Genomic DNA, 24,680 nt, shown 5'->3' on the forward strand with positions numbered 1-24,680 from the left:
TCGTAAACGACCTCGTAGCTCTTCCGTAACACAAACTGCAGCTAAGCATCAAAACACCCCTGGTCCGATTTCTCGAACCAGGGGTGTCGAAAGGCGCCGTCTACGACGGCTAAAGCAGGTTGACCACCTTATCGGCCAGGCCCTTCTCGCCCGCGTTCTTTTCCCCCAGCACGATGTTGAGCTTGCCGTTTGCGGCGATCTTTTCAAGGACTTCCAGTTCTCGCAGTCGCATCAGGACCGGGTTGTCCGCCAGCAGCTTGGCCGTGTTGGCCTGCGACCGCATGGCAGCCGTTTCCTCGCGACGTGAGATCAGGTTGGCCTCGGCAGCCTTGCGGGCTTCCGTGACCTTGTTCATCAGGTCCTTCATGTCGCCCGGAAGGATCACATCCCGGATACCGACCGAAGCAATCTCCAGACCCAGCTCACCAGCTCGACGACGAACGTTCTCCTCGATCTCCGTCGCGACGGCATCCTTCTCCGTCAGGAAGGCATCGAGTTCACGGGCACCGATCACGCTTCGCAGCACAAGCTGCGTTTCGCGGTACAGCGCCTGCCGGACGTCGTCCGTCTGGCTGACGGCCTTACGGGCATCGACGATTTTGTAGGTCACCACGGCGTTGAGCCGCAGCGTGACCTTGTCAGCGGTCATAATGTCCTGACCACCGACGTCAACCATCGTCTCCCGCAAGTCGATCTCCACGACCTTGGCATCGGACTGTCCCTTCCAGAAGGCGTACAGACCGGGAGCCAGCGTGTCGATGTACCGGCCATCAATGAACAGAACGCCGACCCGGTCACGGTTGACCGTGCAGACATCCAGCACGCGCTGCGCCATCGGCGACTTCGCGATCACCTTCAGTTCCTCGTGCTCGAACTGCACATTGCGGGCATCGACCACTTCGACACGGACGTTCTTCTGTCCCGTCCAGTAGGCATATAGTCCCGCTGGCAGAACATGGCTGAATCGGTTTTCGATCCAGACCAGTGACCGCTCATGGTCCTTCAGGTCCAGCACGACAGCGCGGTCCTTCAGCGCATCCGACTTGACGATCAGGTCGAGCTTCTCGTGGACCAGCCACGGATCACGCTGGGAGACAACATCCACACGGACCTTACCGAGTGGATCGAAGAACGAGCGCGTTCCTTCGTTGACCAGTCCACGGAACTCATCATCGCGGAATAGTAGTCCCATTTCGTAGCTGCGAATCTTGTAACGCTTGAAAATAAACATCCTTCACCTCCCCGGAGAAAAACTCCGGACTAACAAACCTCCGCACCATGCAAAGGCAAAAAACACGGCTTCGTTGCCGTCATGAATTCAATAAAAGGCCGTCCGAAGACAGAGCGTTCGCCGATCACACGGACGAATCGCGGAGTGCGTTTGAGCGCTCGTTGGCAATAGCGTCCGAGTCCTTCCGCTTCGATGTTCCCTTACCAATCTCCCGAAGAAGATTGAGTTGGTGAACCTCATCGCTTCCGTTCCCTTCAATCACTGCCGACCGAACGCGGTATCCGCGCACTACAAGGCGTTGTCGCATGCTGCCAGGGCACGGCCCTGGACCGGGTGCCTTCGCACCGCTTACGCGGAGCTCCGGCGAGTGGTCCATAACACATGTTCCGGCTGATCAAATCGTACGTCTGCCTCCTTCAGGCATTGTGAGACGCTTACAGCGTCGTCCGACGTGAATGTCGGTGTCGGTTACCAGCCGACGGTTGGTGTTGGTACAGGATTCGAACCTGTCACATGCAAATTACGAGTTTGCTGCTCTACCCACTGAGCTAACCAACGTTGATATCATCCGATCAGATCCCATTCACGGAACAGGCAATGCCAAACCCTGCCGGGTGGCTTGCATGCCGCTGGACAGACAACATCAACGACCTTTCATTCAAAGAGACGCTGGTGGGAGTCGAACCCAACTGTGAAACTGTTTTGCAGGCAGTTCCCCGACCATCGGGATCAGCGTCTGAAGTTAAAAAGTGTCCTCGCCAGGAGTCGAACCTGATCTACGACCTTCGCAAAGTCGCGTGCTCTCCCTCACACTCCGAAGACATTTGGAGTAGTACCCCGTCGAGGAGTCGAACCTCGTCCGACAGTTTCGAAGACTGTCATGCATCCATCACAACCACAGGGCATTAAGCACGAGCGTAAGGATTCGAACCCTATGCATCAGTTTTGGAGGCTGATTGCTCTCCCAGGAGCACACTCGTGTAACAGGGTGGCCGAGGGGAATTGAACCCCTGTCGGGCAGATTCACAATCTGCTTCCGGTAACCAACACCGAATCCGGCCACAGCGGAAGGAATGGGAGTTGAACCCATAAGGCACTCTCGTACTCGACCGGCTTCCAACCGATTCCCGTCGCCAATCGGGTTGTCCTTCCGTATTAAATTGTTTCAATTGAATAGCCTGACCAGGATTCGAACCTGGAATGTCCGGTTAGAAGCCGGGTGTGATGATCCGTTTCACCATCAGGCCGTATGAGTCGTTAAAGCGGAAGGCAAGGGATTCGAACCCTCATCTCCAGTGGAGAGCCGCGTTAGCAGTGCGGTCCGGCCAACCGTATCCGGCTACCTTCCAAGTTAATTAAGTGGACCGGCCGGGGAATCGAACCCCGATCTCCTGGTTGCAAGCCAAGTGTCTTCCCGTTAGACGAGCCGCCCGTGTCTTTCAATTGATTGCAATGGACCATTGGAGTTAGTCCCCATTGAGTGATCCCGGATGGAGTTGAACCATCGTTTCCTGCATGTCACGCAGGTGTCGTCGCCGTTGGACCACGGGATCGTTTACTCCCAATGTTGCTCCCAGTTGTCACCGAAAGTAATCTTCAGTTTCCGGAGATAAGAATGAGTTTTAATCTTTGCCATCTGGACAGCACCTCACTGTCCAGTCTTGCAAATGACGCCTTCGTCGACGCCATACTTCCCATTCCGAACATCTTCCGTAAATGCACCGTGGAACTTTCCTCGGTAGACAACTCTGGCAACTGGCAGTTCGCCAAAGATCTCAACAAATTCGAACGGGCTTAAAAGCTCACCATCTGCTTGGACATCGAACAACACCAAACGTTTTGCATCCTGATCCTTGTGAAGACCAGCGAATGAGTTTGGTCCGAGGAATTCTGCAAAGACCGTAAAGTCTGTTGTCGTCAAGCATCGGTCGTCACACTTGAAAATGTCATTGATCTGTGACATGTGATCGTTCCGGAAGACGAAGGGGGCGTCTGCAATGTGACGATGCCTTTGCTGGAAAAGTTTTATTCCCCGATCATCGAGGTTGAATTCGTCGCGTCGAGTCCCGAATGCATGCCAGCCGAAATCACGTTGCCAGGAGAAATGCATGTTTGTGCCATCGTACTTTTCAAATGCAATGCATTCGCCCAGCGGGAAATCACGAGAATTCGGTATCTTCGGATAGTGCAATTTTCGAGGCATAGTTTCACCTTTGTTTGGTGACCAGAGCGGGAGTCGAACCCGCAGAATCGCCACGTCCTCAACGTGACCGCTTTTCCTATTTGCGTACCTGGTCGAATGGCGGGTCCGGGAGTTGCCCCCGACAGTCAAGGCTTATGAGACCTCGATGGGCTCTGGCCCACCCGCGTCAAGTTGCAGGTCTCGGTATCGATCCGAGCAAACCGACCATATGAAAGCCAGTTGAGCACCTACTCACCTGCAGCAGTGACCAAGGGGAGATTTGAACTCCCACGCCTGATGGCACGACATTCTGAGTGTCGCGTGTCTGCCAATTCCACCACTTGGCCGTGTTGTTGAATAACCCGTATCGGATTCGAACCGATGTCACCGGCTTGAGGGGCCAGTATCCTGAGCCTCTAGAAGAACGGGTCGTAAAATGGGTCGGGACGGATTCGAACCGCCAAGGTCTCTAAGGACCACTGGGTTACAGCCAGCGTAGCTCGCCGATGCAAGCCGACCCATATTGAGTAGCACGAGTGGGAGTCGAACCCACAGACAATCACGAAGGTTTGAGCTTCGTCGCTTTTCCGTTTGCGTACCGTGCCAGGTTGCAAGCGTCCTTGATGGGACTTGAACCCACGATCTCCACCGTGACAGGGTGGCGAGCACTCCGGGCTGCTCTGCAAGGACGTGTCTATCAGTGGCTCAGGTGGGATTCGAACCCACAGCATCTCTGGTTCTAAGCCAACGTGGTCTGCCGATTGCCTACCGAGCCGTGCTTTTTCCAAGTGCCCAAGGAGGGAGTCGAACCCATAATCACTCGATCTTAAGTCGAGTCGCTCTTCCTGATTGGCGTACCTGGGCGTTTGAATGAGTGATCCCGGATGGACTCGAACCATCGTTGTCTGGGTGTAGGCCAGAAGTCGTAGCCGCTGGACCACGGGATCAGGTAAAAGTTGCGGGAGCTGGAATCGAACCAACATCTCAACGTTCAGAGCGTCGTATCTTGCCGTTAGACGATCCCGCATTGGTAAACTGATCTAAGTTGCGGAGGCAGGAATCGAACCTGCGAACCTGTCGTTCAAAGCGCCAGATTTCTACCAGCAGAAACTACCCCGCAAGGAGAGAGTGCCCTGCGGGAGTCGAACCCGCCTGTCCAGGTTGGAGGCCTGGCACCTTTGCCGCTCGGCCAAGGACACAGTATTTGATTGTCCGTCACTTGCACCCAAAGGTTCGTGACAAACTGGATTCTTTTAAGGCGGAAGCCGTGGGACTCGAACCCACAACGGTGATTAGCCGCACCTGTTTTCAAGCAGTTTTCAACTACCGCGGCCATCACCTTGCTTCCGGCCGGATGACTTCCGATCAAGCTGCGGTGGCAGGATTCGAACCTGCATGCGTCTCCTTAACAGGGAGCTGCCTTACCATTGGGCCACACCGCAAGAGTGTTTCGCTTTGCAACGAAGTCAGCGCGGTCGGATTCGAACCGACGATCTCGTGGTCCCAAACCACGCGGATTCCCAAACTTTCCCACACGCTGAGAGTAAAGCGTCCAGCGGGAATTGAACCCGCACTTCCACCATGGCAAGGTGGCAGGCTACCGCTACATCATGGACGCATGATCTGATCAGTTAATTGTCAAAGAGCAAAATGGCGTACGCCATCAAGAGCACCGGGTGAGACTCGAACTCACGTATCTGCATTACGGGTGCAGTGTCCTTGCCGCTGGACGACCAGTGTTTTTAGATTTTTGTGGGATCGGACGGACTTGAACCGTCACCAATCTGGTTAAGAGCCAGGTATGCTGCCGCTAACACCTCGATCCCATGTTGTTTTCAGTAGGCCTGGACGGAGTCGAACCATCGTCTGACCCTTATAAGGAGCCTGCTCTGACCATTGAGCTACAAGCCTGTAGTCTTGATCAATGAGGCCGGAGGGATTTGCCCCCCCACCGTGCAGAGTAAAAATCTGCTGTGCTGCCGTTACACCACGACCCCGGATGGGCGTGGTATCTGTTTGTATCGATGTGGCTGATACATGTTTTTCTCGGTTTGGAATTTTCGCTAAATAGCCCGAGAAGGAGTCGAACCTTCGTCTCCGCCTTATCAGAGCGACGTCCTCAACCGTTGAACGACCGGGCTATGTGAGTGACTCGTATGGGAATCGAACCCATCCCTCCGCCGTGAAAAGGCGGTATCCTTTGCCGATAGACGAACGAGCCGTTTTTTATGCGCAACGGGTGCGCAGAGTGGGTCAGGAGGCGATCGAATCCCCATGGCCTGGTCTTCAGCCAGGTGCTTTGCCGTTTAAGCTACCGACCCAGTTACTTCTGCCGAAGAACACGATGTTCAAGCCGGCAGACAACGAACATGTCGCTTTTGCAAAAGAAAAGCCCGGTGCTGGTGACACCGGGCTTGGAGTTGAATCCAGATGTTGCCAAGCGTCACATACGTTGTTTGGGCGCAAAACTTCCCTCATTCAGTAAGCCCAAATAGGCCGACTGACTGCCGGGACGTTGCGAATCCAAACATTCGCTTCTGTGATTTGACCGTATGAGAGACATCGAACTTGAAACTCCAGTGTTTTTGTTTGTGATTGGCGGCGGGTCTTCCCCAGCCTCAAACCAAAGACGCAGCTAACCCTCAATTGGTTCATCGATTTTCGGACTTTTTTGCAATGAACTCGAATTCAGTTTTTCCATGGAAGCCACATCCAAATGTTCACACTCAGCGTCCCAGTTCATCTTTGCCTGACATCTTGTCTGTTTCAGGCGCTCATAGAACGCGGGATCAAAGTCATACGGTGGTTGTTTGCAGGTGAAGAGCGACTCTTTGAGGACATTACCGCGTAGCATCACACAACCGAACCCATTGCCTTCCACAACCTGAATGCCGTCGCCAGCTTCTTTGATAATGTTGTGTCCCTTCGTCCAAGCAACATAACCATCGTGATACCGAGATCGATATGGACCAGCGACGGACGCAGTATCCTGATCGAACCCTTGCAGTAGCATCTCTGCGGCATTTTCGGGAGGGATGACATCATCTTCCACGATCCAGACGAACGATGTTTGCACATGACGAGCCAGATGATTGTAAATCGTAGCCGCCGCTAATCGAACCGCATTCTGCACATCAACCTGTCCGCGACGTTCTTCATCTGCCAACCCCGGATCACCGACCGAGAGTTGTTCGTAGCAGACATGCGGATAATCGCTTGTGGCCAACCAGGCTCTCACCATGCTGGAAAACTCTGGATCCTGGCTCGTATCCAGCAAGTGCAGTTTCGTCTGTTCTCTTGGCCAACTCTGTGATTCGAGGAACTGTGAGAACCGAGGCCAGATGGATGATCTGCCCGAGAGCGGGACGAAAAGTGTGACCGTTTCCAGATTCAAACAGCGAAGTCGGTAGTATCGATCACTCTCCCAGTTCTTCTTAAGGGATGCTCCAAGAGCATGACGTCGATAGGCATACAATGCCGTTTGCTTCTTTGCTTTCCAACCTTGTTCGAGGACTTTGCGCCACACAAGCCAGTCTTCATGGCCAACTTTCGGATCGACCGGCACGTCGAACGCTCTTGTCATCTCCAACGCTTCACGTCTGACCAGTGATGCACAATGAGCATAATTCTTCCAGCACATTTCCTCGCTTGTCAGCGTCTCCGGAAATGCACTCACAACATTTTCGGATCCAAACCGGACCATGTCCGAATAAATGATTCCGAAATCATGCCTGTTAAACTGCTGCATTCCCGAGCGGAGATAGTCGGGAGTCAGCAGATCATCGGCATCTACAAAGCAGAGCACATCCGAGTTCGTGGCCTCCAGACCCGCTTTGCGCGCCAGGCGAACATTCTGGTTTTCCACGCGCAGGTACTGAACATTCCAGTCGGACCAGCGTTTCGCAATCTCCGGAGTCTCATCAGTCGACGCATCGTCCACAATCACGATCTCGTCGGGACGTCGACTTTGATGGACGACACTTTTCAGGCATTCATCCAAGTAATTACCATAGTTGTGGCAGGTCACGACAACGGCCACAGTCAACGCTTTAGATGGAATTCGCTTCGCGTTCCCGTCTGCTTTTCCACGACACCAGAGCGAGACCGCCGTTCCCGCTTCTTCAATCAACTCAACATCTCGCCAGCCACAATCGCTGAGCATCCGCATCAGTTCAGAACGCGTTGGTCGAAACGATTTCGACCGAACACCTCCGATTCGGTCAGCTGGATTCTCATTCACGAACCGTCCTTGATAACCACCTTGCTCGGCATCTCCATCATCCACAACATAGGTCCAGAGCAACATCTCTGGAGCGATGGCAACGAGTTGTCTCAGCAACTTCGCCGGATCGGCCATGTGATACAACAGACCGACGTTGTGAACCGCATCGAATGTCCCGAGTGTTTCCAGGTCAGTCGCTTCGAGATCCATTTCCAGGAATGTGACATTCTGAACATTTCGCGTTCTTTGAATGAACCGAGCTCGCTGTAAATGTTCACGCCGAACATCCACACCGACGACATGACCGACACGACGAGCCAATGAAAACGTTCGTCCACCTTCCATGCAGCCCAGTTCCAGGACACGTTCCGCATAAGGCAACCGTTCCCGGAACTGGCGCAAGAGCAATTCTTCTTCGCTGACTTCGTAAGAACCGCCAATGGTTTTACCGTTGAGCTGAAACTTCGTCGTCCAGGGACCAAGACGATTGATTCCACTTTCTAAATCAGTTTTCAGCGTTGTCAGTGAACTCATGACTCAATCTTTCGCGTACTCATGAACGTAATCGGACCAGTTGGTGATGACCTCACTGAGGGGACGTGTTTCGTTCTTTTGCACGGCTTGGGGTAATGGTTGTTCTTTCACTCCCAGGAACTTCTGATTCTCAGCATTAAGTTATCCCAGTCGTCACATAGCGATTCGTAGGTGATGTGCAGCATGGAGTGACGCTCTAAATGACTCAACCGCCAGGCAAACACTGCTCGGTTCCATTCTCGAAACCACCGCAACTCTCCTCGTTCCACATGCACGGTCGGACGTCTTGCTAATGCTTTCTGTTCCCCCCAGAGTCCTGTGATTTGTGCAATCTTCCAAGAGACAAACTGCGAGAGCGTATCGAACCGTTCCAGATGAATGATCTTGATACTGCGATCTTCAGCGATCGCTTCCCAGGCAGGCTCCCAATCCTGCCAACCTGACCAGCGACGATCTGGCTGAAACGCGTGTACATTGAACCCGATCGCTTTGGCGGATGGATTGGCAAAGGCAGCCCGAATGCGTTCTTTTCCGTTCTGTGGCAACCTGTGTGGCTGCTGGTGATTCAGAATCTCGCGGTGCACTACAATCTCAGGATGTTTCCGCAGCGAAGCATTGAGCAAGCTCGATCCCGTTCGCGGTTGGCAGAGAATCAGGAACTTAATGCGATCGGTGTCTGCCTGTTTGCTCAAAGCATTCGATAGCTGAAATGCTGCTGGCATCATTGTTCCTCATGAACGAACTGAGCCGTGGCACGTTTTGCGTTCCTGTCTTTTACTTTCTTCCAAAAGAACACCGTCAATGTTTTCCGAGTCTCAGGACCAGTCACTTCCGACACTGCGTGGTACGAGACATCCGAAGGCTGAAACATCACCAGTCGATTGAACCGTGGTGCGATCTGTTTCTCACACTTCTGACCAGTCGAATCATACAGCTCAAACTGGCCACCCCAGTCCGATTCCCAATCACTATTCAGATAGAACACCGCATTACAGGCCCGTTGCCAACCTGCGATGGGGTGATGATCGCTATCGAGATGGACGCCGAGTGAGCTTCCTTGCGGCATGCCATGCAACCCGGAGGCGTGGCAGTTCCAATCCCCAAACGCATTGTCGATTCCCATCAGTTCCGAGATCGGCAGACAGAGCATGCGTCGCACTAGCTCGCTGCAGGCGGGAGGTATTCTCAGCGGGTCTTTGGTGGTCAGTTTTCCATTGTCATAGCGATGCCAGAACGGCCAGAGTTCATCTGGCCATTCTGCTTCGGCAGCACGGACCAGTTCCGGAGGAGCCCAGTTGTCGATAACTTCGTGACGGAAAGGTCGATCAAAATACCAGTCATCAAAATCAATTCGTTGTCGTGGTTCAATAATCGTGGACATATTTGTAACGCTCAGGATCGGGGATAGTGCCTCCTGCGACGGAGACGATTGAAGAAACGGTGGCCAGGGCATAGCCCGCAGCGAGCATGCGGCGGGAGAGATCAACATCGCAGAACTCAAACGGAAACCGATGACTGAACCCGATTTCCCGCAGAGTTTCGGTCCGGGAAGACCAGAGACCTCCCTGGACATGGATCTCAGGTTGGATGATGTCTTCAGGAACGGCAGCGACGCGGTTGAACTCACAAGGGTGAATATGACCCGCTAAACCGACTTGTGGATCCACCAACGGAGCGATCAAATCTTTGAGCCAGGTTGGATCGTTCTGGATTCCATGCGAGGCGCAGAGATAAACGAAGCTGTCACCGGTCGCCTGTTCGACGGCTTTTGTGAGTCCGCCACCGATATAGATGTTGTAACCATCGTTCCAGAGGTGATGAACTCGAGCATCGGTTGCTGCGAGTTGCTGCGATTCCACTGTGGGTGACGGCGAGTTGTCGATGATCAATAACTCCCCCGATAGGTTGCAGGTGTCTAGAGCATCTTTCGAAGTGGTTTGCAGGTTCTGCCTCGTGGCGAACAGCATTTTTGCTAGAGAAATGCGTTCTTCACGGGCAAACGGTAGAGCAAACTGCTCTAATGCACTCAAAGCTTGTGCAAGGATCCTTCCTGTAACTGACCAGTCTGGTTCATAAATCACGGTGACCAGCGAAACGATCATTCATCTTCAATTTGAGGGAAGTAAACAGCGGGGTTGTAAAGATCTTCGAGTCCGTCGTAGGCGACGCAGGCGGACTGCTCAAAATCAAACATGCGTCCCGGCCAGGCTTCGGCGCCCCAGCCAGTCGGTTGCCAGACTTCCCGCCATCTGTCAGTGCTGAACACATCGGCATTTCTGAACCAGAAAAACGTGCCCGCGAAATGCCAGGGGGATGTTGATTGGCCATCGGGGTAGATCTGGTGGTTTTCGTTGTGCTGCCGACGATGTGTTCCCACGATGGCTGAGTCGATCAGCAACTCATTGATCCGCGACCAGTCATCGAGTAATTCGTGATACATCGCGTTTCGCCGATATCGCGAGCCAAGAGGTGGTCCCAGGCAACAGACATCCTTCCCGACTCCTTTGGCGTGAGCATAGAATGTGGCGGTGTGAGGAGCAGGATCTGCGATCGATTCCAGTAAGGGTAGGAATGTGGCATTCTCTCGCAATTGTGTGGAGTTGGGTCTGGTGATGATCTCAACCTGGTGATTCCCAAACGCTGCTTGAACTTGATCGGGAGCGATGAGTCCATCACCTGTAGCAACCGCAATCACTCGTTTTCCGTTGAACAAATCGATCCGTTTCAACAACTGTCGGACATTTCGCAGCCAAATGTCATTCGTCACAAACGGCGTGATGTGATAAATCAGGTTCCGAGTTGTGATTTCGCTTTTCGGCTGCGGGAGGTTGTGCAGATGCTGGCATACAGTGGTCCAATCGACGAATCGCTTCCAGTGAGGTTCAAGTTCACGAAAGAACCAAACGTCATAACAGGTTTCTCCCTGTGGTAGGCAGAACGGGCGTTGTTCCAACACTTCTGATCTCAGAACAATGCATCCAAACCCACTTCCACGGATTTCTTCGACTTGTGGGCGATCTAGTAATGGTCGACAGAGTTGATGAACTCCAGCGTTCCCGGCTCGTTCGCGCGACCAGACCAAGTAACGTCCATCGAACCGAGATCGGTACGGTGCGGAGACGGACGCGACATGCTCCTCAAAGGAATTTAATAACCGCGAAAGAACATCGTCTGGTGGAACAATATCATCTTCCAGGATCCAGACATAATCGGTCGTCAGTTCTGTGCGGAGTAAGTTGTAGATTCGACACATCTGCTCATTGACGGCAATCAGTTGTTGGTCGCGTGGGAGGTCAGCCAATTCAGCCTTCACCGATTGAAGACAAATGTGTCTTACGTCTAGATAGTCGCACGCCGAAATCCACTTGCGAAGGCTGATTGAGAAGGATTCATCTCCACTGCTATCGCAAAGAATCAAACGCAGTCGCTGATGCGGCCAGGTCTGTTGTTCTAAGAATCGCTGGAGTTTCGGCCAGAGATGTTTTCGTCCGGAGAGCGGAATAAAAAGGGTGACCGTTTCCTGATTGAGATTCTGTCGCTGAAAATACGATTCCTTGCGGTCACTTTGAGCGTAAATGATTCCGGGATGTTTGCGGAGTTTCCAGCCTGATCGTGACAGTTGTCGTTACAGAACATTCAGTGGACCACCCGAGTAATTCGCTGCCACCAATAATTCGCTGCGCACGAGGAGGGTGGGTGCTTGAATTCCAGATCGAGCAAGATCGTTGGCGGTCACTTGTTCTGGATAGTCCGTCCGTTCTCCCGTTTGAATGAGTTCGTGATCAGAATAGACTGCTCCGACTTCAGGCTTATTAAGAGTTTGAAGCGCCTGCACCAGCCAGTCTGGTCCGAGTTGTGTGTTCGGAGCAATCAAACAGACGAAGTTGTGCTGGACGTCCAGCGGACTGTTGGCGAGGCGGACACCACGACGGATGAAGCGGTTGATGATTTTGCGAATGCGTTTATTCGTTCTACCTGTGATGAGGATTTCAGCGGGATCCGGGCGCTGCGACAAAACGTTAATCAATAAAGTTTCGAGGAATTTTATTTGCGGCTCACGGATGACAACCGAAATCGGTGAGTGCTCAACTTGAGGTGGTTCTGCGATAAGAGCAGTCGAGTTTGGAATCTCACGTTCTTCATGAACTCCACGAAGTCGATTCACAATCTCCGGTTTAAATTGAACAAGCTGCTGGCGAAGTTCTGCTGTCAGCTTACGGCGAGGAAAGTAGGCCAGTTGGTGACCACGGAGTTCGAGACGAACACCCCGTTCGGTGAGTTCATTCAGAAAATCGTCAACCGGACTCACAGTGTTCCCCATTGATCCCCATCACTCAGATTCCCAATCCGAACCAGTGCCCAACGCAGGCTGCCGTAATACCCGTAACCATAACCGTAACCGCCGTAGCCACTCGACCCTGTCGGTTCCTTCCAGAGAATGAAGGCACTCCCGGCTGTGTCGGTTTTGAGAGAATCGGTCTCGCCCTCTTCAACATCCGCCCAGTCATGTTCTTCATCTTGAACATTGAGTCGAACTGGCGTGATCCCGCTGATACAGGCCCGCCCAATCATTCCTGACCGCAACGGTTCCTGCAGAACCAGGAATCGACCGAGGTGGTTGTCTGCTGTTGGCGTTGCTCCCACGACAGCAACCTGGTTCAGGAAACTGTGCAGGTTGTCGCTGGGAGTGAAAATCGGTCGATCAATGCCTAGCACATGGAATCGGTCGAGATCATCGGGGGTGCCGTTCTTGACGAGAATGATCCCGGACTGCTGCAACTCATTCTGAGATTGCTGACCTCGATTCTGCGTCCGTGAGCGATAATCCTTCGCTGCATCAATGAACGTGTTGAACGTCTCAGCGGGGATCCGGAGTGCGTCGCCACGTTGAACTTTCTTGAAAGGGTCTCCCATGAATCAGACCCCGATTCCGAGTCCCGCGAAGTTCGTGTAGGGATAGACCTGTTCGACGTAGACCGACAGTGGACGTTTCACCAGCATCTTGGCGTCGGTGTCTTCAATGTCCGCATAACGAATCCAGAGATAGTCCCAGCCTCGTTTGGCGATGCCAGTGATGTCGCCGACTTGCAGTCCTTGGACATTCGGACTGGCTGCGAATCGGTAAGAAATCTCCCAGTCCTCCTGGCCACGCAACGAACCCGCCGCTCCCAGGAACAGAACTTCTCCGGACGCGAACCCGCGAAACGGGCCGTTGTTGACGGTTCCTGTCAGATAGAACAGGGTCGATTTGTAGGCGCCTGTCACCAACGCTGCATCGATGTAGTGTGTTTCGCTGAAGTTGTAGACGGGGACCGTGATGTCGACGCCTTCAACGCCATCCTTGGTAACTCCAATCCCACCGCGAAAATTCGGAGGAAACACACCCGGTGCCGCCCAGACTCCGGTGGTTGCCAGCGATTGTGTGACATGTTGTGTCCCACCACCGGTATCGAACGAGTATGTGGAGTCACCCGTTTGTGGGGGTTCGGTGCGACCGTAGCGGATGGAGCCTTCCCAGGCGTTCTCAGAAATCCGCTCCAGGTGCGTCGATTGCCGAACAAGTCCGGCGTAGACATTCGGCGTCTGAGCGATTAGTTCGCTGTGGGCTTCAATGTCATCCGAAGTGCCTAGGACGAGATATCGCAGATCAACCGATGGCTGTTCCCCAGCCGACTGTTCGCGCGATTCCCATTTCTCCGTCACCGTGACTGGCATGATGCTCCACTACACCAATGGTGTTTTGTTCTGATCGCTGTCTGACCGGAGTCGCTTAACCAGCTGATTCAACGCGACTTCTTCAGGTGGCCGTCTGCTCTCAAGTAAATTGCAATCCGCCGTGATGGGCTTCATCCAGGATTCGCTTGGTGTTGCGGGCGGTTTCCTCAGTCGCCTTGGCTGTCCGTTCCTGGTGAGTCCCTCCTCCCATGCCCCGCACACCAAACGCGTTGAATGTCCCGCTGACACTGACTTTGTCGGCCGCTGATTGAAGTCCTTCACCGGCCTGGCTGAGTTTGTCCTGCAGTTCGCTGAGGAGACCGGACGGAGAGGTCGCTTCCGTTCCAGACGATCCCTCAGCCTCGGATCGCTTCCGAGAGGCTTCTTCCAAGGCGGCTTGCCATTCGCGGCGGGCTTCTGCGAGAGCAGAATCCGAGTCTTTCAACTCCGCATCAAACTGTTGACCACGTCGTTGGTGCTCGGCATCGCGCATGCGGTCGAGTTCGGAGAGCGTTCCCGAGCGGTCACTGTCGATTTTTGATAGCCTTGCTCGACGCTGTTGCTCCCGCTGGAAGATCTCTTGATTCCGTTGTGAATCCGCACCTTCATTCTTGCCTGCGACCTCGTCATTGATTCGTGTAATCTCCGCTTCCGCGTTGATGTCGGAGTCGAACAGAGACTTCAGCCGAACCCACGCTTTGCGAATGAAACCGACCGCAGCGTTCCAGGTCTTCGTCAGTCCGGTTGTGAACAACGCCCAGGCGTCGGCCAGGAAATCGACGGTTTCTGTCCAGCCATTTTGCATACCGGCCCAGGCATTGGTCGAGACTTCGGCGGCTCCGTAAACTGCCTCAGTCCAGACGGCCACGAAGAACCGTTTCACTTCGACCCACTGCTGGTTGAGTGCATTGATTCCTTTCTGCCACTCCATTTTGAGCGTCAGCCAGAGTATCCGGGCAGCCAGGCCAAGGTCACCCGCTGCCAGGGCATCACCGATCCCACCGAAGGCCTGAATCGCGGTCGATTTTAGAACCTGAAACTGTTTTCTCAGCCAGTCGAGCGCCTGCCCACCGAGATCGGACGTATTGATCAAATAGACGCCCAGCGCTGCGATCCCGGCGAGGACCAGACCAATCGGCGAGAGCAGCGCTCCCAGCAAAGAAGCGACCGTCCCAATCACCGTCGCGAGTCCACCGACCCCGAATGCGACCAGTTGAATGGTCCCGCCGATTCCAATGAGAGCGACACCTGCTGCCAGAAGACTGGCGACAATGCCAACTGTGGTCAACAGGAGCTGCTTGTTTTCGCCGATCCAGATCCCGAGTGCGGAAAGGAACGATGTCACGCCTCGAACCGCTGCTCGCAGTTCCGTTCCAAATGCTTCACCGATCGCGATGGCAACACCTTCCAGTGCCGACATGAGAATCGTCGCGTCACCTTTCAGTGTGTCGAGTTGAGTTCCCGCGATCTGCGAGGCGGTCCCTGAAGCATCTCCCAACTCTGCCGTCGCCTGACGAAGTCGATCGGCTCCCTGGGCGACAAGTTCGGCAGCACCGGCAGCTTGTCGTGCCGGGAAGATTGTCCCAAGCACGCGTAGTTTTTCACCGGAACCGACATCGGACAGCGATCCTTCCAGATCGGCCAGGATGTCGGCCAATGTTCGCACGTTGCCAGCTTCATCGGTGATGCGTACTCCAAGTCGTTTCAATTCCGATTCGGCTGCAGCGGATGGAGATGTCAGTGAGAGCAGAATTCCCCGCAGCGTCGAGCCGGCCATCTCACCCTGGATGCCAGCATTCGAAAGCAATTGGATCGCGGCGGTGATTTCTTCTAGCGAGATGCCTGCGGACTTCGCCATTGGCCCGACGAACTTAAACGCGTCGCCCAGCATCGTCAGATCGGTGTTGGCAGTCGTCATCGCTTTCGCCATGACATCGACTGCGCTGCCCAGTTCCTCAGCGGTCATTCCCATCCCCGCCATAATCTTGGCGGCGATATCAGCGGCCTGACCAATCTCAATCTGACCAGCTGCCGCCAGATCGAGAGTGGGACCGATCGCTGAGAGAATCTGATCGACATCGAAACCAGCCAGTGCGAACGAACTCATCGCCTCGGCTGCCTGGCTGGCCGAGAAAACTGTTGTCGCTCCGAGTCGCTTGGCTTCCTTCTCCAGCCGTTTGAACTGGCTCTCCGTCGCTCCGGTCAACGCTTTGACGCGGGCCATCTGCGATTCAAAGTTCGCAAACGTCTTCGCGGAGAGCGCAAAAGGAACGGCCGCCAGACTTCCGATGGAAAGAAGCCTGCGACCGAACTGTTGAATCGATCTCCCGAACGCTTTTAGTTTCGCCTGAGCTCGGCGCAGCCCGCGAACCAGTTTCGAGTCGTCGGCAAACAACTCGACATACGCTCGAGCAGCACGCATCGCACCGGCAGCGGGCACATCAATTTCCTGTTGAGCACGAAAGAGTTATTGGGCATCAAGTGGTCGCCGATCGACGAAGACCTGCTTCAAGACTTCCACACCGACACGTGGCTTGGGGTCAGAAGACCGGTTTGACTTCGGCTGCGTGTGTGGATGGAAGTCTTTTGGTCTCGCCGCTCGAGACTTCTTGGGGTCGCGATGGCAGTTCGAGATCAATGCCATGAGGGAAGCGGTATGGTTCCAGCGATCGCGAGAGACGGCATCCGCCATCCAGCAAAGTTGACGGAGCGTGAGCATTGCCGGATCGACTCCAACAATACCAGCCAGGTCGAAGATTAGTTTCCAGACATCGACTGGAGAACGTTTTCGATCGCCTGGTCGAACTCCGGACTCTCCACCGCCTGCATCGCTTTGTCGATCGTGGTCGACTGCCGACGTTCTGCAGCCGTCTTCACCTTCGTGAATGCCCGCTTCAGCAGCATCCGCTTCCCTTCCTGGAAAAAATCAATCACCGCTTCAATCAGGGCGTGAACCGCTCCCTCCAGAGATGTTTCATCGAGCGATTCCCCGAACTGTTCGGGTGTCATTCCTTGAGTATCCAACTGCGGCTGCACCAGTGCGGTCAAAACATCGAACATGACGAACACGTCTTCGACCACTTTGGAGAACGTCTCGCCCTGGGCATCAATCAGTTTCGTGAGATCAACACCAGTCAGTCCTTTGACCCGCTGGAGCGTGGCGACGTTGACCTCGATGGTCCAAGTCTTCCCTTTAGCATCAGTGAACAACTTCATGATCAGACCACCATCCATTCCGGAGGATTATCGCTATAGGTCGGTTTGGCGGTCACGCTCACGGTGATCGCTTCTTCCAGCGGTTCGTTCCTGCTGAAGTTCGTAATCACCATCGCGGCCTTGAGTCCCTGGCTGCCGGTGTCCGCGATATCGCCATCCATGATCGCGAACCCGACACCAGTTCCATCGAAGAACGCAGTCCGTATTGCAGTAAACGCTGCGTCCGCAGTATCCCAGATCATCTCGAACTCGATCGAGCCATCCTTCAAAGTGGCAAGAGTCGCTCGCCATCCGTTGTTACCACGCGTACTGGCGTCTGCTTCACCGGCTTCGACGTTGAGCGTCAGATCCTTGACGCTCTTGATCTCTGCGAAAGTTCCCGAGAAATCAACCGCGTTGTAATAGAGCTTGGCCTCAAGGCCGAGTTTCACTCCCATCGGAGCTCCTTAGAAATTATGGCTGACGATCGATACCACACGCCTTACGCACCGGGTGCAGGCGGGAACGATTCACCGGTTAATGTCGTCGCTGGAGTGCTTCCCAAGGTTGATCCAGGGCCGGAAGGCCAGCGGCCGAGCAATGGCAGATGGCTGATCGGAATTCCGTTGGTCAGCACTTCGAGGTCATCCTCGGTTGGGACATCCTCGGGAGGCGGGACGGTGTCGATCATCTCGGTGCTGGTGAACCAGGCAGCCGGGTTGTAGGCGGACAGTTGTTCGTCTGTCAGCGTGAAGTCTGGTTTGGCAGCTTCTTCCAATGGCACGCGAAACAGTTCGGTCGCCATCAGTCGATACACACGTTGGACGTATTGACCGACCAGACCGGCGAACGCCTCACTGATCTCAATAGGCTTGGCGTTTTCCTGATGCTGCATCGACTCAGTGAGCGCGAGCATGGTCAGACCGGCGTATTGCTTGAGCCACTGGTTTCGTACTCGAAAATACGGAGTCGGATAAACCAGAAATTCTTCCGGTGCCGGGAGAGCGTGGGCTGTCTCCATGTTCGGAGTAGCCGAAGCAACGGCTCGTCCCGCCAGGATCGACCGCGCCCGTGTGCAGAGCTTGTGAATGCGGGTGATAGTGTTGATAGATGGAGGCGTTCGTAACCGGGCATCGGGATGCCACAGAATCGCCTGCAAATTCCGACCAACCACGTCGGTCAGATACCGGATCGTGTCGTTTTGCGACTGAGTGTCATTGGAGAAGTTCGGCACAGCCAGGCCGTATTTTCCCCAGGGTGGAACGTTGTACCAGAGAAATGCATCGTGGGTCATGTTGAGTCCAGTGTGTTAAAGAAAGGTTGGTGTCGGTGACTTAAGCAGATCACGGTTCCCGCTTCACTCCACGTCCAGAGAGGAACTGGTCGATCAGTCCTTTGATCGATTCCATCGTCCCGACCGAGCCAGGATATTTGCGAGCCATCTCGGCTTCGGCCCAAGCGAACGCTTCAGCAAACGTGTCCCGCTCATAGGGAGCAAAGCGGGTTTCAGGGATGATCGCCTGTGGTGGAGGTGGCGAATCGACGGTCACCACAGGTGGTTTGCTGCTCGCAGTTTTCGCTGATGGTGGATCACGACCGGGACGTTGCTGTCGTCGTCGCATTGTCCGCCATAATGCGATTCCTCCCAGAACCAAACCGCCAGCGCCACCCGTGGCGCCTGTCACGCCCAACCAGGTGGCCACTGTGACAGCCTTTTCAACAATTCCAGTAACCTGATCGAGTCGGTCATTGGAGTCTGGAGCAGGTGCTGGTTCTGTGACTTCCGCATTCGAAGGCGAATCTACTTGTGGGCTCCTTGGTTCTACAGCTGCCGGGGCAGTATCCGGTACGTCGACTTCCGGCTTTACGTTGTCTGCTTCAGTTTGATCCAGAACGGGATCGGATTGTGGTCGTTCGGAAATCTCTTGTTGAATGCTGAGTTGAAGGAGCAGTCGATCCGTTCCTTCATAGCCGATGATTCGATTCGATCCAGGAACGATGAATTGTGGCACTTCGTTGACGCCAAACCGTTCCGCCATTGTGGGTTGCTTGTCGACATTAACGAACTCGATTGCAAATCGATTCTCCAGCTGTTGACGGAAAGCACCGTTGTTAGCGAAGTCATCTTTGAACAGTCGACAAGGTCCGCAGGTGACCGAACCGAAGACATACAGTGTCGGTGGACCAGCGGTGACAGGTTTGTCCTGCTGAATATGTTGTCGTACCGCCGCATAGGCCTGGCGTACGGCGGCTGAGGATATGAACACGCTGGTCGCACAGTCTGCGCTGTTGAGCAGTCCGCAAACTTCAGCTTTCGCATTCAGCAGTGGCCCCCCACTCCACCCCGGTCCCGTACCGAATCCGAGTACGTTCCCATTGAATGCCCCACCCGCATACTCAAACGTACTCCATCGCAAGAGTCGACCGCTGGTCCAGCGAAGTTCGCGTTGACCGTTGACCTGCGGATAGCCATAGGATCAAAGGCGTTCACCGATCTGCGGAGGACTGGCTGCGACTGGAAGAAACGGATAACCATTCCCTTCACAGCCATAAATGACCGGACCTTCCGTTTCCGGACAGACGTAGATGCGAGTTGCGGAAACCGTTCGATCTTTGAAACGAACAGTCACTGTCTTTGGCAAGTCGCAATGCCGAGCTGTCATGACCAGACCAGCTTCATCGACGCAGACTCCACTGCAGCCATCGACGAGGACTACGGCATCTTCAACGCCCGCCTGAGCAGAAGAGACAGTGGCCAGAATTGCGATCATGGCAACAATGTTATTGCGCAGTTGCGTCGTGGATCGGTAAGCCTTCAACGTCAACAATAGTATGGTCAGTAACATGGATTCCCACGATTAAGTTTTGACTCAAGCGCCATGACGGAAAGACGCTCTGTGTGCGTTGTGGTAGGGCTGGGAACTCGCGTTCAAACTGGAACGTTCCCTGGCGAACCAGTTCCCGCAGCAAGCAGGCGGGGTTGAATCGGGTCGGGTTTGAGCGATTCATGCGTCCCAGTCGCATGCAGACAGCGGCAACCAACTCGGAGCAAAACAGTTCATTCAGATCTGCCTGAGGGAGCAGTCGGGTCCGCTTGAACAGACGAGTCCCTGAGACGAGTGCACCACCGAGATCGTAAGTGACCCGCTGTCCAATGAAGTGCCGGACGAGGATTGCTGTCAGGAGTTTCGATTCTGACTCAGACAGTTTTTCGATCGGTGAAAGGCGATACAGGTCAACGTGACCGCCGGTCGTGATGTAATCTCGGATGCGGTCTTCCGGCAGATGGGCCTGGCAACCGTCAATTGGATACCCGAGGATTGCACAGGGGTGTTTGCAAAGCGTGGTCGATTCGATCCAGACCATGCTGCCCTGAAATTCACACAGGACTGCGACGAGTTTGCTGCGGAAAGCGATTGCGAAATTTGGCGGTTTTATTGGCGACAAATTCAGCATCGGATTCTTCAGCGTGCAGACAAATGATGTTTGACGTTCAAGCCAACGTACTGCGGTAGGTGAATCACTAAAGATCATTGAACAGGACTTTGCATTGAAGAACCAGTGGATTTGCCTCATCGCTTGTATCGCCATCAGTCTCGGGGCAGGTGGTCTTGGCGCCATGGCAACCATACCTGAAATCGACGGTTGGTACCGGACCATCGAGAAGCCCTCATGGAATCCGCCTGATGCAGTCTTTGGCCCGGTCTGGACAACGCTGTACATCATGATGGCGATCTCGGCCTGGCTCGTGTGGCGGACAGGTGAAGTCAAAGCCTCGAAGCTGCCGCTCTCGCTCTTCAGCGTTCAACTTCTGCTGAACATAGGATGGTCTTGGATATTCTTCCACTTTCATAAACTGGGCTGGGCATTTGCCGAGATCATCGTCTTGTGGCTGGCGATCGTGGCAACGACATTTGCTTTCTTCAGGGTATCCAAGCTGGCTGGAGCGTTGATGGTTCCGTACTTGGCGTGGGTGAGCTTCGCGAGCGTATTGAACTTTGCGATCTGGCGGTTGAACTGAACGCTTGAAAGGCCGTCTGTTTCGGACTCCAACGAAGACATTTGAACCTCAAACGGGTAGAATGGTCTTCATCGACAGAAAGGAGCCAATGCAGTGCGTCGTCAGTTCTCACCCAATCCCTCAACAGCCGTGATGTACGCTCGTGTCTCGTCTGACGAGCAGGAGAAAGAAGGCTTTTCAATTCCAGCCCAGCAGAAGTTGCTTCGAGGCTATGCCGCCGAGGAAGGCATCGACATTGTCGAAGAATACGTCGATGTCGAAACGGCGAAGGTAGCAGGCAGGACCGGCTTCAATGCGATGGTCGAGTTCTTCGAGAAGCAGGCGAAGATCAAAGATGAGGAGCGTCGCTGCAAAACCATTCTGGTCGAGAAAACTGACCGGCTGTATCGCAATCTGAAGGACTACGTCACGCTGGATGAACTCGGGGTCGACATCCACTTCGTCAAAGAGAACGTCGTGCTGTCCCCGAACTCGCACTCATCCGAGCGATTCATGCACGGCATCAAGGTGCTGATGGCTCGCCAGTACGTCGACAACCTCAGCGAGGAAGTCAAGAAGGGGATGCTGGAAAAGGCCGAACAGGGGATCTGGCCCAGCAAGGCACCGATTGGGTATTTGAATGTCGATGGGCCGAACGGGAAGAAAGTCGTCATCCCTGATCCCGAAGTGGGTCCGATCATCAAGCGGATGTTTGAGCGATACGCCGCCGGAAACATGTCTATGGAAGATGTTGGGCTGCTGGCGATGGAGGAAGGATTGCCGCTGAAGCGAGAAGGGAACTACCGCGCGGTAGTCCAGTACATCCTCAAAAATCGGTTCTACTACGGCGACTTCATCTACAAGAAGAAGCTCTACAAGGGTATTCACGAAGGGTTGGTGAGTCGCGAGTGCTGGGACAAGGTGCAAGAAGTCCGAGCAAAGCGTAAAGCTGACAAGCTACGCAAGCCCAAAAATCGGAAATCGTTCGCCTTCGCTCGCATGATCGCCTGCGGACATTGTGGCTGTTCGCTGGTCGGAGAGCTGAAGAAGGGTAAGTACATCTACTACCACTGCACCCATTATCGGGGGAAGTGCGACGAGCCTTACGTTCGCGAGGAGGTTCTGGAGGAGAAGTTCACGAAAATCCTGCGAACGCTCCATTTCGACGATGAAGTGCTCGACTGGATGCGTCGGGCACTGCGTGAGAGCCAGGCCGATGAGCAGCGTTACCGCGAGGAGGCCGTTCAGCGGCTCCAGCGCGACTACAACAAGCTCCAGAAGCGAATTGACACAATGTATGTCGACAAGCTCGACGGACGCATCGACGCGGCATTCTTCGACCAGAAGCAGTCAGAATGGCGTGAGGAGCAGGGTCGGCTGATGGACTCAATCGGCGAGCATCAGAAGGCAAACGAGAGCTACATCGCAGAAGGAATCATGCTCATGGAGCTGGCAAATCGGGCGGCGGACCTGTTCGAGAAGCAGCCAGCGAGTGAGAAACGCCGTTTGCTGGATTTTGTACTCTCGAACTCGTCCTGGGCCAACGGCGAGCTGTCTGTCGAATTTCGCCAACCCTTTGGCATGATTGCAGATATGGCTGCGGTCAGCGCAACAGAAAAGGTCGTCGGAACAGCTCCCGACGACCTCTGTCTTGAAAAGCTCCCCGTATAGTACCGCAAAACGAACATGCTCTCAGCGCTCTAACTCTGTTAAAACCTTTCAGAGAAGTGACTTAGCGATTTCGCTGTCCCACACGGGGTTTGACGGAGCGAGTGGGTCAATACGAACTTTTTTGGCTAAGTTAACAACTTGGCAACCCTAGAGAGCGCTCTCTAGAGCGCAGTTGGGTCCACATCTGACGGTCACGCCAATTCTGAAGCGAGGTATGGACTGGATCTCTGCTTAACCTTGAAACCATTGACTCTCATCAGCTGATCAAACTTCGAAGTGCTACGTTTTCAGGACCTCCAGCGGGGTACAAAAACCTTGTCCACTTCCAGGTTACTCAGTCTTTCAAGCCAGAAGTCACCATAGCATGGGGCACCGCGTTCTGCATCCGTTGTTTCATCTCCTGGCGTCCGTCACGCACCAGGAACTCTCGCGTCAGATTGCTTACCTCAAAACAGAGAACCAGATTCTCAGAGAAAGGCTGCCCAAGAGAATCTCAACGACCAGGAAAGAACGAAAGCGTTTGATCACAGCTGGCAGGAAGCTGGGTTCACAGATCAAGGATGTGATTGGGATTGTCACTTATGGAACATTTCGAAGGTGGATTCGTGAGATTGAAAGAGAACGTGCGCGGATCGCTGATGGACGCTCAAGTCGATCTGCGGTGAAGCAAAACAAAAACGGACGCCCTCAAACACCGGAAGAGGTTCGTCTTCTCATTGTGAAGATCAAACAGGAGACCGGTTATGGCTACACCAAGATCCGACAGGAACTGGCCAAGCTCGGAATCAAGGTCTCACGTCAAACAGTCAAGAATATGCTTGTCGAAGCTGGTCTCCATGATGATCCAAACACTGGAAAAGACTCCTGGGACGCATTCCTGAAACGGCACGCTGATACCATGTGGCAATGTGATTACCTGACGAGGCCGATGTGGACTTCGAAAGGAATTATCGACCTGTTCCTGATCGTGTTTATCCATATCGGGACCCGGCGGATCTGGGTTTCACCCTGTACAGCTAACACAGACACGCGGTGGGTCGAGCAACAGGCCAGGAATTTCCTGATGCAGGCCGAGGACAGCGGACTGGAACCTGAACTCGTGATGCATGATCGGGATACGAAGTTCACAAACGAATTCGATGAAATCATCAAATCAACGGGCTTTGAGATCAAGCAGACACCGATTCGATCACCGAACTTGCAGGCACACGTGGAACGTGTAATACAGACATTGAAGCATGAAGTGCTCAATGAGTTTGTGGTGGTCTCTGAACAGCATCTGAATCACATTTGCCGAGAGGCACAGGACTGGTACAACAACGAACGTGGACACTCGGCCAGAGAGAACCTGCCTCCCAGTTGGCAACAGCGACCGGAACCGGTCCAGACCATCAAGCTGAAAGATGTTGCCTGTTCGACGCGGTTGGGGGGATTGCTGAAGCATTACTGGAAACGAGCAGCGTGAAGACATCCGATGATTGAAGATCGTCGGAGAACTGGTGTCGCGGTCTGCTCTGATTCTTTTGAAATGAGTGACATTCTCAAGTTGATGTTAACTCTAAAGAAGTGACTTCTCATAAAGACCGTCATTGATTGGAAACAAGAATTGGTCCTACCCAATCAAATCAATCCACCCGCCACAGAAAACTTGTTCCTGAGCGAGTGGATCTTATTTCGCCAGCGGTTATTCGCTCGCAAGAGCTGCGATTTTGCGGCGGCGGGTTTGGATGATCAGTCCGCATGCTCCGGCACTCAGGAGGAGTAAGAACGAAGCAGGCTCGGGGACTGCCGATTCGCTTCCAGCTGTGAATTCCAGATACAAGCCGTTTCCTCCGTCACCTGCGATCAGATTGAAGAACCCTCCGTTCAGCGCGTTCCAACTCGTGAAACGAGTCAAATCGAGAATCAGATTTGACAGCGATGCCATGTC

22 protein-coding genes and 30 tRNA genes are annotated in these 24,680 nt (G+C 53.9%); 3 read left to right on the plus strand and 49 right to left on the minus strand.

Annotated elements, in window-relative coordinates:
- Nucleotides 1-109: 109 nt before the first annotated feature.
- From ACN0YR_RS18090 to ACN0YR_RS18325, 48 genes are all read right to left on the minus strand, one after another.
- Nucleotides 110-1,231: a slipin family protein gene (locus ACN0YR_RS18090; protein WP_417850643.1), complete on the minus strand. Its 1,122-nt coding sequence runs from the start codon at nucleotides 1,229-1,231 to the stop codon at nucleotides 110-112.
- A 485-nt stretch (nucleotides 1,232-1,716) separates the two neighbouring features.
- Nucleotides 1,717-1,789, minus strand: a tRNA-Thr gene (locus ACN0YR_RS18095).
- 106 nt (nucleotides 1,790-1,895) lie between these two features.
- Nucleotides 1,896-1,968 (minus strand) — tRNA-Cys (locus ACN0YR_RS18100).
- A 96-nt stretch (nucleotides 1,969-2,064) separates the two neighbouring features.
- A tRNA-Arg gene (locus ACN0YR_RS18105) sits at nucleotides 2,065-2,135 on the minus strand.
- A gap of 83 nt (nucleotides 2,136-2,218) precedes the next feature.
- Nucleotides 2,219-2,294, minus strand: a tRNA-His gene (locus tag ACN0YR_RS18110).
- Nucleotides 2,295-2,405: 111 nt separating this feature from the next.
- Nucleotides 2,406-2,478, minus strand: a tRNA-Arg gene (locus ACN0YR_RS18115).
- 16 nt (nucleotides 2,479-2,494) lie between these two features.
- Nucleotides 2,495-2,579, minus strand: a tRNA-Ser gene (locus ACN0YR_RS18120).
- A gap of 12 nt (nucleotides 2,580-2,591) precedes the next feature.
- Nucleotides 2,592-2,663 (minus strand) — tRNA-Ala (locus ACN0YR_RS18125).
- A 49-nt stretch (nucleotides 2,664-2,712) separates the two neighbouring features.
- Nucleotides 2,713-2,784: transfer RNA gene (locus tag ACN0YR_RS18130), tRNA-Val, on the minus strand.
- 95 nt (nucleotides 2,785-2,879) lie between these two features.
- The gene (locus ACN0YR_RS18135; protein WP_417850644.1) at nucleotides 2,880-3,434 is read right to left on the minus strand and encodes an RNA ligase family protein; all 555 of its coding nucleotides are present in this window, start codon (nucleotides 3,432-3,434) and stop codon (nucleotides 2,880-2,882) included.
- A 15-nt stretch (nucleotides 3,435-3,449) separates the two neighbouring features.
- Nucleotides 3,450-3,528 (minus strand) — tRNA-Leu (locus ACN0YR_RS18140).
- Between the two features lie 150 nt (nucleotides 3,529-3,678).
- Nucleotides 3,679-3,760: transfer RNA gene (locus tag ACN0YR_RS18145), tRNA-Leu, on the minus strand.
- A gap of 11 nt (nucleotides 3,761-3,771) precedes the next feature.
- Nucleotides 3,772-3,844 (minus strand) — tRNA-Glu (locus ACN0YR_RS18150).
- Nucleotides 3,845-3,850: 6 nt separating this feature from the next.
- Nucleotides 3,851-3,933, minus strand: a tRNA-Tyr gene (locus ACN0YR_RS18155).
- Between the two features lie 8 nt (nucleotides 3,934-3,941).
- A tRNA-Leu gene (locus ACN0YR_RS18160) sits at nucleotides 3,942-4,018 on the minus strand.
- A gap of 10 nt (nucleotides 4,019-4,028) precedes the next feature.
- Nucleotides 4,029-4,103, minus strand: a tRNA-Asp gene (locus tag ACN0YR_RS18165).
- Between the two features lie 11 nt (nucleotides 4,104-4,114).
- Nucleotides 4,115-4,188 (minus strand) — tRNA-Leu (locus ACN0YR_RS18170).
- A gap of 14 nt (nucleotides 4,189-4,202) precedes the next feature.
- Nucleotides 4,203-4,277: transfer RNA gene (locus ACN0YR_RS18175), tRNA-Leu, on the minus strand.
- 11 nt (nucleotides 4,278-4,288) lie between these two features.
- Nucleotides 4,289-4,360, minus strand: a tRNA-Val gene (locus ACN0YR_RS18180).
- Between the two features lie 9 nt (nucleotides 4,361-4,369).
- Nucleotides 4,370-4,440: transfer RNA gene (locus tag ACN0YR_RS18185), tRNA-Gln, on the minus strand.
- Between the two features lie 18 nt (nucleotides 4,441-4,458).
- Nucleotides 4,459-4,533 (minus strand) — tRNA-Gln (locus ACN0YR_RS18190).
- 7 nt (nucleotides 4,534-4,540) lie between these two features.
- Nucleotides 4,541-4,612, minus strand: a tRNA-Gly gene (locus tag ACN0YR_RS18195).
- A 171-nt stretch (nucleotides 4,613-4,783) separates the two neighbouring features.
- Nucleotides 4,784-4,855 (minus strand) — tRNA-Asn (locus tag ACN0YR_RS18200).
- A gap of 24 nt (nucleotides 4,856-4,879) precedes the next feature.
- Nucleotides 4,880-4,953 (minus strand) — tRNA-Pro (locus tag ACN0YR_RS18205).
- Between the two features lie 7 nt (nucleotides 4,954-4,960).
- Nucleotides 4,961-5,031, minus strand: a tRNA-Gly gene (locus ACN0YR_RS18210).
- 50 nt (nucleotides 5,032-5,081) lie between these two features.
- Nucleotides 5,082-5,152 (minus strand) — tRNA-Thr (locus ACN0YR_RS18215).
- A 14-nt stretch (nucleotides 5,153-5,166) separates the two neighbouring features.
- Nucleotides 5,167-5,239 (minus strand) — tRNA-Lys (locus tag ACN0YR_RS18220).
- Nucleotides 5,240-5,252: 13 nt separating this feature from the next.
- Nucleotides 5,253-5,324: transfer RNA gene (locus ACN0YR_RS18225), tRNA-Ile, on the minus strand.
- Between the two features lie 14 nt (nucleotides 5,325-5,338).
- Nucleotides 5,339-5,410 (minus strand) — tRNA-Lys (locus tag ACN0YR_RS18230).
- A gap of 71 nt (nucleotides 5,411-5,481) precedes the next feature.
- Nucleotides 5,482-5,554: transfer RNA gene (locus ACN0YR_RS18235), tRNA-Ile, on the minus strand.
- A 7-nt stretch (nucleotides 5,555-5,561) separates the two neighbouring features.
- Nucleotides 5,562-5,634: transfer RNA gene (locus ACN0YR_RS18240), tRNA-Glu, on the minus strand.
- Between the two features lie 28 nt (nucleotides 5,635-5,662).
- Nucleotides 5,663-5,734 (minus strand) — tRNA-Phe (locus ACN0YR_RS18245).
- A 314-nt stretch (nucleotides 5,735-6,048) separates the two neighbouring features.
- Nucleotides 6,049-8,169, minus strand: a complete 2,121-nt coding sequence (locus tag ACN0YR_RS18250) for a glycosyltransferase (protein ID WP_417850645.1) — start codon at nucleotides 8,167-8,169, stop codon at nucleotides 6,049-6,051.
- Nucleotides 8,170-8,276: 107 nt separating this feature from the next.
- On the minus strand, nucleotides 8,277-8,894 hold the full coding sequence (locus ACN0YR_RS18255; RefSeq protein ID WP_417850646.1) for a hypothetical protein: 618 nt from the start codon (nucleotides 8,892-8,894) through the stop codon (nucleotides 8,277-8,279).
- On the minus strand, nucleotides 8,891-9,550 hold the full coding sequence (locus ACN0YR_RS18260; protein WP_417850647.1) for a 2OG-Fe(II) oxygenase: 660 nt from the start codon (nucleotides 9,548-9,550) through the stop codon (nucleotides 8,891-8,893). Before ACN0YR_RS18260 ends, ACN0YR_RS18255 begins: the two co-directional genes overlap by 4 nt.
- Nucleotides 9,534-10,271 (minus strand): hypothetical protein, encoded by a 738-nt coding sequence (locus tag ACN0YR_RS18265; RefSeq protein WP_417850648.1) that lies wholly within the window; start codon nucleotides 10,269-10,271, stop codon nucleotides 9,534-9,536. Before ACN0YR_RS18265 ends, ACN0YR_RS18260 begins: the two co-directional genes overlap by 17 nt.
- Nucleotides 10,268-11,470 (minus strand): hypothetical protein, encoded by a 1,203-nt coding sequence (locus ACN0YR_RS18270; protein ID WP_417850649.1) that lies wholly within the window; start codon nucleotides 11,468-11,470, stop codon nucleotides 10,268-10,270. Before ACN0YR_RS18270 ends, ACN0YR_RS18265 begins: the two co-directional genes overlap by 4 nt.
- A gap of 324 nt (nucleotides 11,471-11,794) precedes the next feature.
- Nucleotides 11,795-12,490: a hypothetical protein gene (locus tag ACN0YR_RS18275; RefSeq protein ID WP_417850650.1), complete on the minus strand. Its 696-nt coding sequence runs from the start codon at nucleotides 12,488-12,490 to the stop codon at nucleotides 11,795-11,797.
- Nucleotides 12,475-13,083 (minus strand): hypothetical protein, encoded by a 609-nt coding sequence (locus tag ACN0YR_RS18280; protein WP_417850651.1) that lies wholly within the window; start codon nucleotides 13,081-13,083, stop codon nucleotides 12,475-12,477. Before ACN0YR_RS18280 ends, ACN0YR_RS18275 begins: the two co-directional genes overlap by 16 nt.
- A gap of 3 nt (nucleotides 13,084-13,086) precedes the next feature.
- A complete protein-coding gene (locus ACN0YR_RS18285; RefSeq protein WP_417850652.1) occupies nucleotides 13,087-13,884 on the minus strand; it encodes a hypothetical protein in 798 nt (265 codons plus the stop codon).
- A gap of 100 nt (nucleotides 13,885-13,984) precedes the next feature.
- Entirely contained in the window at nucleotides 13,985-16,324 is a 2,340-nt protein-coding gene (locus ACN0YR_RS18290; RefSeq protein ID WP_417850653.1) for a phage tail tape measure protein, read from the minus strand.
- A gap of 27 nt (nucleotides 16,325-16,351) precedes the next feature.
- A complete protein-coding gene (locus tag ACN0YR_RS18295; protein ID WP_417850654.1) occupies nucleotides 16,352-16,603 on the minus strand; it encodes a hypothetical protein in 252 nt (83 codons plus the stop codon).
- Nucleotides 16,604-16,641: 38 nt separating this feature from the next.
- Nucleotides 16,642-17,100 (minus strand): hypothetical protein, encoded by a 459-nt coding sequence (locus ACN0YR_RS18300; RefSeq protein WP_417850655.1) that lies wholly within the window; start codon nucleotides 17,098-17,100, stop codon nucleotides 16,642-16,644.
- A gap of 2 nt (nucleotides 17,101-17,102) precedes the next feature.
- Nucleotides 17,103-17,537: a phage tail tube protein gene (locus ACN0YR_RS18305; RefSeq protein WP_417850656.1), complete on the minus strand. Its 435-nt coding sequence runs from the start codon at nucleotides 17,535-17,537 to the stop codon at nucleotides 17,103-17,105.
- Nucleotides 17,538-17,581: 44 nt separating this feature from the next.
- Nucleotides 17,582-18,373, minus strand: coding sequence for a hypothetical protein (locus ACN0YR_RS18310; RefSeq protein WP_417850657.1), 792 nt, complete (start codon nucleotides 18,371-18,373; stop codon nucleotides 17,582-17,584).
- A 49-nt stretch (nucleotides 18,374-18,422) separates the two neighbouring features.
- Nucleotides 18,423-19,496, minus strand: coding sequence for a thioredoxin family protein (locus tag ACN0YR_RS18315; protein WP_417850658.1), 1,074 nt, complete (start codon nucleotides 19,494-19,496; stop codon nucleotides 18,423-18,425).
- A 60-nt stretch (nucleotides 19,497-19,556) separates the two neighbouring features.
- Entirely contained in the window at nucleotides 19,557-19,850 is a 294-nt protein-coding gene (locus ACN0YR_RS18320) for a hypothetical protein (protein ID WP_417850659.1), read from the minus strand.
- A 10-nt stretch (nucleotides 19,851-19,860) separates the two neighbouring features.
- Nucleotides 19,861-20,535, minus strand: a complete 675-nt coding sequence (locus ACN0YR_RS18325; RefSeq protein WP_417850660.1) for a hypothetical protein — start codon at nucleotides 20,533-20,535, stop codon at nucleotides 19,861-19,863.
- Between the two features lie 76 nt (nucleotides 20,536-20,611).
- On the opposite strand from ACN0YR_RS18325, the gene ACN0YR_RS18330 reads away from it, so the two are divergent.
- The 3 genes from ACN0YR_RS18330 (at nucleotide 20,612) to ACN0YR_RS18340 (ending at nucleotide 24,215) form a co-directional block, all read left to right on the plus strand.
- Nucleotides 20,612-21,100, plus strand: a complete 489-nt coding sequence (locus tag ACN0YR_RS18330) for a TspO/MBR family protein (protein WP_417850665.1) — start codon at nucleotides 20,612-20,614, stop codon at nucleotides 21,098-21,100.
- A 93-nt stretch (nucleotides 21,101-21,193) separates the two neighbouring features.
- Nucleotides 21,194-22,750 carry a recombinase family protein gene (locus ACN0YR_RS18335; RefSeq protein WP_417850661.1) on the plus strand — a complete coding sequence of 519 codons (1,557 nt, stop codon included), beginning with the start codon at nucleotides 21,194-21,196 and terminating at the stop codon, nucleotides 22,748-22,750.
- 364 nt (nucleotides 22,751-23,114) lie between these two features.
- The gene (locus ACN0YR_RS18340; protein ID WP_417850662.1) at nucleotides 23,115-24,215 is read left to right on the plus strand and encodes an integrase core domain-containing protein; all 1,101 of its coding nucleotides are present in this window, start codon (nucleotides 23,115-23,117) and stop codon (nucleotides 24,213-24,215) included.
- A 219-nt stretch (nucleotides 24,216-24,434) separates the two neighbouring features.
- Here ACN0YR_RS18340 and ACN0YR_RS18345 read toward each other — a convergent pair.
- Nucleotides 24,435-24,680: PEP-CTERM sorting domain-containing protein (locus ACN0YR_RS18345; protein WP_417850663.1), on the minus strand; the 246-nt coding region annotated here is incomplete at its 5' end.

Origin of the sequence: Thalassoglobus sp. (assembly GCF_048270125.1) — a bacterium.
Taxonomy (GTDB): domain Bacteria; phylum Planctomycetota; class Planctomycetia; order Planctomycetales; family Planctomycetaceae; genus Thalassoglobus.